Source organism: Acidisoma sp., assembly GCF_035492295.1.
In the GTDB taxonomy this organism is placed as follows: Bacteria; Pseudomonadota; Alphaproteobacteria; order Acetobacterales; family Acetobacteraceae; genus Acidisoma.
In genome coordinates this window covers 1-9,439 of the sequence record NZ_DATJJK010000057.1, presented here as the reverse complement: position 1 = coordinate 9,439, position 9,439 = coordinate 1, and the positions used below count along the sequence as shown (strand labels likewise).

The following is a 9,439-nucleotide window of genomic DNA, read 5'->3' as shown; positions in this document are numbered from 1 at the left end:
ACGGCTATACCGATGCAGTTGCAACTGCAAGCAAGGTATTGGCGGATGTCTTCGCACCGGGAGATGCCTGGTTCCGGACGGGCGATCTGATGCGGCGCGACGCGGCCGGATACTATTATTTCGTGGATCGCCTCGGCTCCGGCTTCCGGTGGAAGGGCGAGAACGTCTCCTCGAGCGAAGTCGCCGCCGTGATCATGCGGTGCCCGGGCGTGACGGACGCGGTCGTTTTCGGTGTCGCGGTCGAAGGAACGGAAGGCCGCGCAGGTATGGCAGCACTCACAATCGACGATGACTTTCGCCCTGAGACACTGATGGCCCATATGCTCGCCCATCTGCCGTCTTATGCACGCCCGGTCTTCCTGCGCTTGTGTGATCAGATTCCCGCAACTGCAACCTTCAAGCTGCAACAGGAGCAGCTCGCTCGCGAAGGACTGTCTGTCCATGAGGGAACAGACAGTCTCTGGTTCAATGAACCCGGCACGGACCGGATCGTGCCATGCGATGCCGGTCTCCTGCACGCGATCACCACAGGTGCGCGGCGGCTCTGAAAATTCCCCGACTGTCCCTCGCCGAAGCGGAGCGCTTGCCGTCGGCAACTGCGCCGCGCCTGCGTTGGCCATGCCGGTCGGCTATCGCGGAACTGCGTGCCACCGTCAGCGCAGTGTATAGCCCCCATCGATCGTCAGAATTTCACCCGTCATGTAGCTTGAGGCGTTCGAGGCGAGGAAGAGCACGGCCTGCGCCACCTCCTCCGGGCGGCCGACCCGCCGCATCGGCGTCATATCGAGCCAGACCTTGGCCCATTCCGCGTTCTCCAGGCCGCCGCGCGTCATATCCGTCAGGATATAGCCGGGAGAGACGGCGTTGACCCGCACGCCCTGCGCCGCGAATTCGCTGGCGAGCGACTTCGTGAGCATATGTACCGCGGCCTTGGATGCGTTATACACCGCCTGGTTCTGCGGAATATTCGCGATCTGCGCCGAGATGGAGCCGATGTTGACGATGCTCCCCTGCCCGCGCGGCGCCATGTGGCGCAAGGCTTCGCGGCAGCAGAAAAATGTGCCGCGGAAGTTGGTATCGACGAGGTCGTTCCAAAGCGACGCATCAACATCCAGCGTATCCCGGTGGCGCGCGATGCCGGCGCTGTTGACCAGAATGTCGATGCCCGTCGCGGCCGCCATTTCCCCAACGACTTCTACGATCGCGCTTTCCGAAAGGACGTTCAGGCTCACGAACCGCGCCGTAATCCCGTCATCGGCCAAGGCTCGCGCGGCAGCCTCCCCCTCCGCCACCGCCCGGCCAGCGATGACGACACTCGCACCCGCTTCACCCAGCAGGCGGCAGCACGCGAGTCCTATGCCGCGCGTGCCGCCAGTGACCAGAGCGTGCCGGCCTGTAAGATCGATCTGATAGGGCATGCGCTCTCTCCCCAACTGTGATTCCGTCAAAGATCAAGATTCTGCGGCAGGATGACGAGATCCCGCACAACAACATTGCGCGGGCGCGTAACCATGAACAGCACGGCCGCCGCAACTTCCCCCGGCTCCATGAGGCTACCCGCCGCCAAGGCCTCCTCCATCTTTGCCTTGGGCCAATCGTCCAGAAGGGCGGTGATGACAGGTCCCGGTGCCACACCGCCGACCCGCACCCCGTGCCGGGAGACCTGACGCCGCACGGTATGGATGAAGGCCTGAACGGCGTGTTTTGATGCGGTATAGATCGGCTCCCAGACGACCGGAATCATACCGGCGACCGAACTGGTCACGACAATATCCCCCGATTTCTGCGCAATCATATGCGGCAGCACGGCATGGACTGTGCGGAAAACGGCGTTGACGTTGAGTGCCAGCATGCGGTCCCAGGCATCCGGGTCACCGTCCACGATGTCGCCGCCGACATAGGAGCCCGCATTCGCGTGAAAGATGTCCAGCCCGCCTGCGGCCTCCAGGAGGCGTGGCATCATGGTGGAGACGCTCGCCGGCTCCGTGAGGTTGACTGTGAGCGGGATGGCGCGCGGGCCGAGCGCCTGCGTGATGCTGCGAAGCTTCTCTTCGGCCCGGTCGACGAAAACGACGGTCGCCCCTTCCGCGAGAAAGGTTTTGGCGCATGCGAGTCCAATGCCGGATGCGGCGCCTGTCACGGCCGCCACCTTGCCCGATAGGGTCTGGGTCATGTCATTTCTTCCTTCACGTGGCGGCACCGCGGGGCACCGCGGCGCCAAAGCGGTTCTTGGCGAGGCGCGGGTTCAGGCCCGGCCGTGTGATGCGCGTGATCGGCGGGCGAGCGAATCGACGATCACGGCGACCGCGAGGACTGCGCCGGTGATCATGTAGCGAAACGAGGAGGAGAGATCGAGCAAGGTCAGGCCGCTCGAGATGGCCTGGATCACAATGATGCCGAGGAGTGCCGAGTAGGCGCTGCCCCTACCGCCGAAAAGGCTCGTGCCGCCGATGACGGCGGCGGCGATGGCATTGAGGTTGACGTCCCCTGTCCCGGCCTGCTGGCTGGCGGAGGCGAGGCGTGCCGAGGACAGCACACCGCCGACCGCCGCAAAGGCCGAGCAGAGCATAAACGCGCTGATATAGACCCAGCGGACATTGATGCCGGCGCGGCGCGCCGCCTCACGATTGCCGCCGACCGCACGGAGCTGCCGCCCCCATTGCGTGCGGGTAAGCGCGTAGTTGAGCAGCACGACGAGTGCCAGGAAGAAGCACAGCATCCAGGGCACGCCGCGCGTCCGTTCCAGATAGAACACGGCAGCGCCGAGAATGAGCGTGACAGCCACGGCGCGCGCGAGGATGAACCGCGTCGCCTGGGCCGAGAGATCGGCAGCGCGCCGCCGCGCGGCTCTTCGGTAGCCGCTCAGGAAAACGCCTGCCCCGGCCAGGATGACGACAAGGTAGGCGAGGTAAGCGGGCATGAACAGGGATTGCCCGAAACTGACCAGCGGCGAGCCATAGGGCAGGTTGATCGAGCCGCTCTCGCCGAGAAGATAAAGCTGCAGGCCGAGCACGGCGAGCAGGCCAGCAAGCGTCGAGACGAAGCTCGGCATGCCGAAGCGGTTGAAGAGCACCGCGTAGATCAAACCGATGGCCGCCCCGGCAAGGATGGCGAGGATGATGGCGAAGGCGACCGGCCAACCGGCATTGACCCAAAGCACGCCGACGAGCGCCGAGGAAAAGCCGCTCACCGATCCCACTGAAAGGTCGATTTCACCCACCATGAGGATGCAGACGATGCCGAGCGAGATCACGCCGATGGTGGAGGAATCATAGAGGATATTGACGATGTTCCGGCTCGACAGGAAAACGCCGTTCAGGCTCTCGAACACCGCGCAAATGACGATCAGGCCGACGACGACCGGCAGCGACCCGAGATCGCCGGAGCGTACCCGATCCAAAAAGCCGCGCAGTGCGCCGGCGAGGGATTCGTCGTGCCGCAGCCGCTCATCCGAGCGATCGATAAGCTTGGAGCCGCTCATGGATGGGTCTCCTGTGCGCCGCCATCCTGGCCCCGTCGCCGCTGCTGGCGGCGCGAGACGGCGTTTTCGGACGCTCCGGTGATGGCGCTGACCAATTCGTGGTTACTGGCATCGGAGTGGAAGACACCATTGTTGCGGCCGAGCCGGAGCACGACGATCCGATCCGCCACGGCACGCACATCCTCCATGTTGTGACTGATCATGATCACCGCCAGCCCCCGCTCCCGCACCCGCTCGATGAGGTCGAGCACTTCAGCCGTCTGGGCCACACCAAGCGCCGCCGTCGGCTCATCGAGAAGGATAAGCTTCGGTTCCAGAAGCAGGGACCGTGCGATGGCAACCGTTTGCCTTTGGCCCCCCGAGAGGGAGGCGACCGTCTCCCGCAGGCTCGGAATGCGCGCCGACAGCTCCTTCAGCAGGGTCCAGGCTTTGATCTCCATGGCAACTTCGTCGAGCGCGTAACGCCCGACCTCGCGGCCCAGGAAAATATTGGCAACGACATCGAGGTTTTCACACAGCGCGAGGTCCTGGAACACCGTCGCGATGCCCAGGGAGAGGGCGGCGCCGGGGTCCGCCAGGCTGACCTCCCTGCCCTGGAAGCTGATCGTGCCGGCGCTCGGCTGGTGCACGCCCGCCAGGATTTTGACGAGCGTGGACTTGCCGGCACCATTGTCACCGACGAGCGCCACCACTTCGCCGGCATGCACTTCAAGCGCGATGTCTGTGAGCGCGGAGACCGCGCCGAAGTGCTTCGAGATACCGCGCAGCTTCAAGACCGGCTCGCCGCGCCCGCCGCCCTGTCCTGTCTGGTCGGTCACTGCCGTTATCCTCCACAAAGCCAAATGGCACGACGGGCGGCGCCGGGCGCGTCATCGTGCATCAAGGCGTGATCCCGAGCTTCTTGCAGCCATCGGCATAGCGACCGGTGCAGAGAACCGAAGCCGGCTCGATCGGTTTGCCGTTGATCTCCTTGTCAACAATTTCGGCTTTGAGGTTCTCGGCAGTCACAAGCGTCGGCGTGAAAAGCTCCGTCGTCGTACCGAACAGGGTCGTGTTGCCAGCCGGCGTCTGGCCTTCCAGCAGTGCGACGGCAACCTTGGCGGCAGCGGCGCCCACGATCTCGCTCGGTTTGGAAATGGTGTTGTACTGGTCGCCGGCGATGATGAGCTGCAAGCCGGCAATCGTCGCGTCATTGCCCGTGACGGGCGGCACCGGATCGACACCCGCTGCCTTGAAGGCGGCGACGGCGGCTCCCCCCGTGCCATCATTTGCCGCCACAACGCCCGCGATCTTCTGGCCGAACCGCAGGATCTGGCCCGCGACCCATTGCTGCGCCTTCGGCGGCAGCCAGTCCGGCGTGTCGTATTCCGCAAGAGTCTTGTAGGGGCCTGTTGCGAGACCCTCATGCATGCCTTTTTTGATAAGACCGGCGGCGGCATCGGTCGGTGAGCCGTTCACCTCCAGAATGCCTTGGGTGTCCGGCACATGCATCGCCTGCAGATGCTGGACGAGCGAGCTTGCGATCATCTTGCCGATCGCCTCGTTGTTGAAGGAGACATAGAAATCGGCTTTGGCCGAGGGGATCGGCCGGTCATAGGCGATGACCTTGATGCCCTGGGACTGGGCCATTTTAACGAGAGAGGCTGCGGCCGTGGAATCGACCGGGTCGATCACGATGGCCTTGGCGCCTTGCGAAATGACGGAGTTGAACTGCTGCTGCTGGCGCGCGGCATCGCCATCCGCGTTCTGATAGAGGACTTTGCAACTTGCGCAGAGCTCTTTCATTTCCTTCACGAAGCCTGGCCTGTCATGCGCTTCATAGCGCGTCGATCCCTCATCCGGCATGAGGAAGGCGACGGTCGCGTCGCTCAGCGAGGCGGCGTGGGCCGCCGGGACGGGCGCGAACAGCGGGGCGGCTGCCAAAGCCAGGGCGCCCAGAGAGCGGCGGATCGGCGTCTCGGTCCATATCATGTCTTCGTTCCTCCAGTTTCTTGTGATTGGGGTTGTCCGCTTTCTATGTGCGGTTCCCGACGATGCTTAGGTGCCCGGGCCGAGCGCTCTCTTCACTTCTCAGAAGCGCGCGGTCGTTCTCCCGATGGCGGTGGCGATAGGTGCTCGGCGTCGTCCCGGTTACGGCCTGAAACCGCCTGTTGAAATTGGACAGGTTGTTGAACCCGACGTCGAAGCAGATGTCGGTCACCAGCCGGTCAGATGTCGTCAGCAGCCGGCAGGCCCGATTGATCCGCAGGCTGTTGACGTAGGAAGTGAAGGTCATGCCCGTCTGGCGGTGGAAGGCACGCGAAAAGGCACTCGGCGTGTAGCCGGAGAGCACGGCGAGTTCGGTCTCGCACAGATTGCAACTCAGATTCCGCGCGATATGGTCAAGCACATGGTTCAAGGGCTGTGTCATGTAGGTGGCGGGCTGCGTCTCGTAGCCGACGCTGGCGAGCAGGCGCCGGCACTTGTCCCGCAGGAGTTGTTCGAGGATCTGCAGGAAGATCGCGGGATGGCCGAGCCGGTCCGCCGCCAGCATGGCCTGCATCAGGGGCGCGACGGTCCTGCTCGCAGCGTCGGAGAATTCGATGCCGCGCTGCGACTGGTCGATCAGGCCAAGAAGATCGAGGCCGGGAAAAAGGCCGGAACAGGCCTCGATGAAGGCCGCCCCGAATTGCAGCACGATGCAACGCTCCGGGATGGTGACACCTGGCGCGACATCGCTCAGCCAGTTGTGTGGCAGGTTCGGTCCTGTCATCACCAGATTACCCGGAGCGAAAGCGCCGATATAGTCGCCCACGAAGACACGGCCGCTGGTCGCCGTGACGAGGTGGATTTCAAACTCGGGATGAAAGTGCCAGCGCACGGTCCGGAATGGATAGCCGTGCGACCAAATCCTGAATGGCGCACCATCATCCACGACGATGATCTCAAGCTCGGGCTGTGCCACGTCCTTCAGACCTTGTGGTTCTGGGCGCGGGGCGAATGCCGCCGCCCGCCCTTTCCGCAATGATCAGGCATTGGTGTCTCTCCCTGTGGCCTCCGTTAAAGATCGGAAGGCTCATCTTCTGACAGCAAGGATAGCGCGGGCCGTTCCGTTGCACATCTTCTCCATGGTACCGCGGCCGATACTTTTTTGACCGCCCGGGCTCCCAGTCGCCCTCCGCGTGTCCAGGCAATTGTAGCGCTTCTATATGCGCCTTTGCGCGGTTTTTTGATTGAAACGGCTGTTTCAGGCGCACATCTAGCCGTAGCAGACGGCGGACACAGTGCTGGCGTCGCGCTTAATCCCCCAAGATCGAACTGGTTCTTCGGTCTCCGGAGCGTCGCCCGCGGGGTCCTGTTCGACCGGGTTGTTCAGATTTTGATGGCCAGTGCCTCTTCGGCTCTATCGCATTCTGTTGAGAAGCACCGGGCCAGAGCCTGTCCGCCCAAGTGTGTCCGCGGGATTGCGAAGGGGGCATTCAGTCAGGGACAGGCATCCGCATCCAATACAATGTTCGAACTGGTCGCGGAGCTGGGTCAGACTGTCGATACGGATCTGCAACATGTCTCGCCAGTCACGCGCGAGCTTCTGCCAGTCGGCGGCCGTTGGCGTGCGTCCGTCCGGCAGTGCCTCCATGGCGTCGCGGATTGTTGCCAGCGGGATTCCGGCGCGTTGCGCCACTCTGATTGCTGCAATGCGTCGCAGGATGGTGCGCGAATACTGGCGATGATTGCCAGAGCTTCGCGAGGGCGCGATCAGCCCCTTCGCTTCATAGAAGTGGAGCGTTGAAACGGGAACGCCGCTCCGGCGCGCGACCTCCCCGACGCTGAGTTGCTGCCGCAGGTTGCCGTTCGCGGTTGCATCCATCCCCTTGACCTCAACCATAGTTGAGGTTTTATGGACTTGCTGGCTTGCCGATGCAAGCTCCCCGACGCCGCGTCGGAGACCCTCAAGGAGCAGCCTCCATGCCTAAACAGGTTCTGCTGATCGATTCCAGCATCGTCGGCGATGCCTCCATTACACGTCACGTCTCGTCCGAGATCGTGAGCCACCTCCGACAGGCCAGCCCGGATGCCATCGTCCATCACCGGGACTTGGCGACAGAGCCGGTCCCGCACCTCTCTGGCGCCTACCTCGCCGCTCAGAGCGCGCCATCGTTGCATGAGCATGATCTGCAGCATGATCTCGCTCTCAGCGCTCGCGTTCTGGAAGAGTTCCTGGCGGCTGACATCGTCGTCATCGGTGCGCCGATGTACAACTTCACCATTCCCACCCAGCTCAAGGCCTGGATCGATCGCATCCTCGTTGCCGGCAAGACTTTCCGATACACGGAGTCCGGCGCGGAGGGATTGGTCAGTGGCAAACGCGTCATAGTGGCTTCGGCCCGTGGTGGCTTCTACGGAGCTGAGACGCCTCTTGCGATGCTGGATCACCAGGAGCCTCTGCTCCGGAGTCTGTTTGGCTTCATTGGCGTGACGGATATCGACTTCATCCGGGTCGAGGGTGTGGCGATCAGCCCTGAGCAGCGGTCCAAGTCGCTCGAACGGGCGAAGTGCGATATTGGTGCCCTCCGGCCAATCTAAAGCCTGGCCACCACCGCCCACACCTTTGCCGCGATCGAGCGGGTACCGGCCGAAAGCCCCTGGACGATCACACAAGCGTCCGGGGCCCCGGCCACGGTCTTGCAACCCCTAGCCCCGTGCTTTTGCCCATTCGGGCGTCGGAGATGAAGAATGCGATTGAAACCAGTATCCGGCTCATCTCGATCGCCCACGGCATTCGTGATCGTCGCTCTGGCGTTCCTGATCACCATGACGGGAACCACGCTCCCCACGGCCATCTATCACGACTACCAACTGCAATACGGTTTCGCGACACCAGTGATCACCTTGATCTACGCGGTTTACGCGGTCGGCGTCTTTGGAGCCTTGCTGATCGTCGGCAACTGGTCAGACCAGCTCGGGCGTCGGCGCATGCTTATCGCCGGACTGTGCCTGTCTGCAGCCTCCGCCGTCTGCTTTCTTCTCAGCGATGGGCTTCTCGGCCTCATGCTGGGCCGGTTGCTGTCGGGCATCTCTGCCGGCATTTTCACCGGCACAGCAACGGTCGCGGTAATTGAACTCGTCGAACTGGCACCCCCCGCGTGGCGGCAACACGCGACGCTTGTAGCCACGGCATCCAACATGCTTGGTCTGGGATGCGGCCCTCTGTTAGGAGGCATACTTGTTGACATCGCGCCCTGGCCGACGCGTCTGCCATTTGCTGTGCATCTGGGCCTCGTCATGGTCGCTATCCTGGCGATGATCGGCGTGCCCGAGACCGTGCAACTGCCTCATCGCATCAAATTGGCGGGCCAGAAAATGTCGCTGCCCGTGTCCGTGCGCGAGACGTTCATTCCGGCTGCCGTGGCGGGCTTCGCGGGTTTCATGGTCATCGGATTTTTTGCCGCCGTCGCACCGGAATTGATCAGGACCGAATTGGGCTTTCACGGCACGGTCTTGATCGGCGCCATCGTTTTTCTCTTCTTCTTGTCGTCAGCCTGCGGACAGGTCGTGCAAGCACATCTGGCATTGCCATGGCGACAGCCGAGCGGCTGTCTCAGCCTCATTGTTGGCTTGCTCGGTGTGGTGGTCTGCGCTGTTGAAGAATCGCTGGGCGCGCTGCTGATCGGAACCATTGCCGCAGGTCTCGGTCAGGGAATCAGTTTCCGGGCAGGTCTGAGCGATATCTCGGCCAAAAGCCCCCCGAGCCAGCGGGCTGAGGTGACGTCAAGCTTCTTTGTCATACTCTATATTGCCATTTCGGCGCCGGTTATTGGAATTGGCTTCGCGGTCCAAGCCGTCGGAATTCAGCGCGCAACTATCATCTTTTCCAGTGCCACGGCGATCCTCGTCGCAGTCGCTTTGCTTTTGCTCATTCGTCGCCAAGCCGCGGCCACAGCGAGCTAGTACGATTTGCCGAGCGTGACAGCGTGCTGC

The 9,439-nt window shown here is 62.9% G+C and carries 10 protein-coding genes; 3 read left to right on the top strand and 7 right to left on the bottom strand.

What is annotated here, in order from left to right:
- The coding region (locus VL752_RS04245) for an AMP-binding enzyme (protein WP_408863056.1) at positions 1–548 on the top strand (548 nt) is incomplete at its 5' end.
- Between the two features lie 105 nt (positions 549–653).
- Here VL752_RS04245 and VL752_RS04240 read toward each other — a convergent pair.
- From VL752_RS04240 to soxR, 7 genes are all read right to left on the bottom strand, one after another.
- Entirely contained in the window at positions 654–1,418 is a 765-nt protein-coding gene (locus VL752_RS04240; RefSeq protein ID WP_325352499.1) for an SDR family NAD(P)-dependent oxidoreductase, read from the bottom strand.
- Positions 1,419–1,444: 26 nt separating this feature from the next.
- Positions 1,445–2,173 carry an SDR family oxidoreductase gene (locus VL752_RS04235; protein ID WP_325352498.1) on the bottom strand — a complete coding sequence of 243 codons (729 nt, stop codon included), beginning with the start codon at positions 2,171–2,173 and terminating at the stop codon, positions 1,445–1,447.
- A 72-nt stretch (positions 2,174–2,245) separates the two neighbouring features.
- Complete coding sequence (locus VL752_RS04230) at positions 2,246–3,481, bottom strand: sugar ABC transporter permease (RefSeq protein ID WP_325352497.1); 1,236 nt, start codon at positions 3,479–3,481, stop codon at positions 2,246–2,248.
- Complete coding sequence (locus VL752_RS04225) at positions 3,478–4,299, bottom strand: ATP-binding cassette domain-containing protein (protein ID WP_325352496.1); 822 nt, start codon at positions 4,297–4,299, stop codon at positions 3,478–3,480. Before VL752_RS04225 ends, VL752_RS04230 begins: the two co-directional genes overlap by 4 nt.
- Positions 4,300–4,360: 61 nt before the next feature.
- On the bottom strand, positions 4,361–5,452 hold the full coding sequence (locus VL752_RS04220; protein ID WP_325352495.1) for a sugar ABC transporter substrate-binding protein: 1,092 nt from the start codon (positions 5,450–5,452) through the stop codon (positions 4,361–4,363).
- 43 nt (positions 5,453–5,495) lie between these two features.
- Entirely contained in the window at positions 5,496–6,425 is a 930-nt protein-coding gene (locus VL752_RS04215) for an AraC family transcriptional regulator (protein WP_325352494.1), read from the bottom strand.
- Between the two features lie 438 nt (positions 6,426–6,863).
- On the bottom strand, positions 6,864–7,328 hold the full coding sequence (gene soxR, locus VL752_RS04210; RefSeq protein ID WP_325352493.1) for a redox-sensitive transcriptional activator SoxR: 465 nt from the start codon (positions 7,326–7,328) through the stop codon (positions 6,864–6,866).
- Between the two features lie 98 nt (positions 7,329–7,426).
- Between soxR and VL752_RS04205 the strand changes: the two genes are divergently transcribed.
- Positions 7,427–8,044, top strand: a complete 618-nt coding sequence (locus VL752_RS04205; protein WP_325352492.1) for an FMN-dependent NADH-azoreductase — start codon at positions 7,427–7,429, stop codon at positions 8,042–8,044.
- Positions 8,045–8,194: 150 nt separating this feature from the next.
- Positions 8,195–9,409: an MFS transporter gene (locus tag VL752_RS04200; RefSeq protein WP_325352491.1), complete on the top strand. Its 1,215-nt coding sequence runs from the start codon at positions 8,195–8,197 to the stop codon at positions 9,407–9,409.
- Positions 9,410–9,439 lie beyond the last annotated feature (30 nt).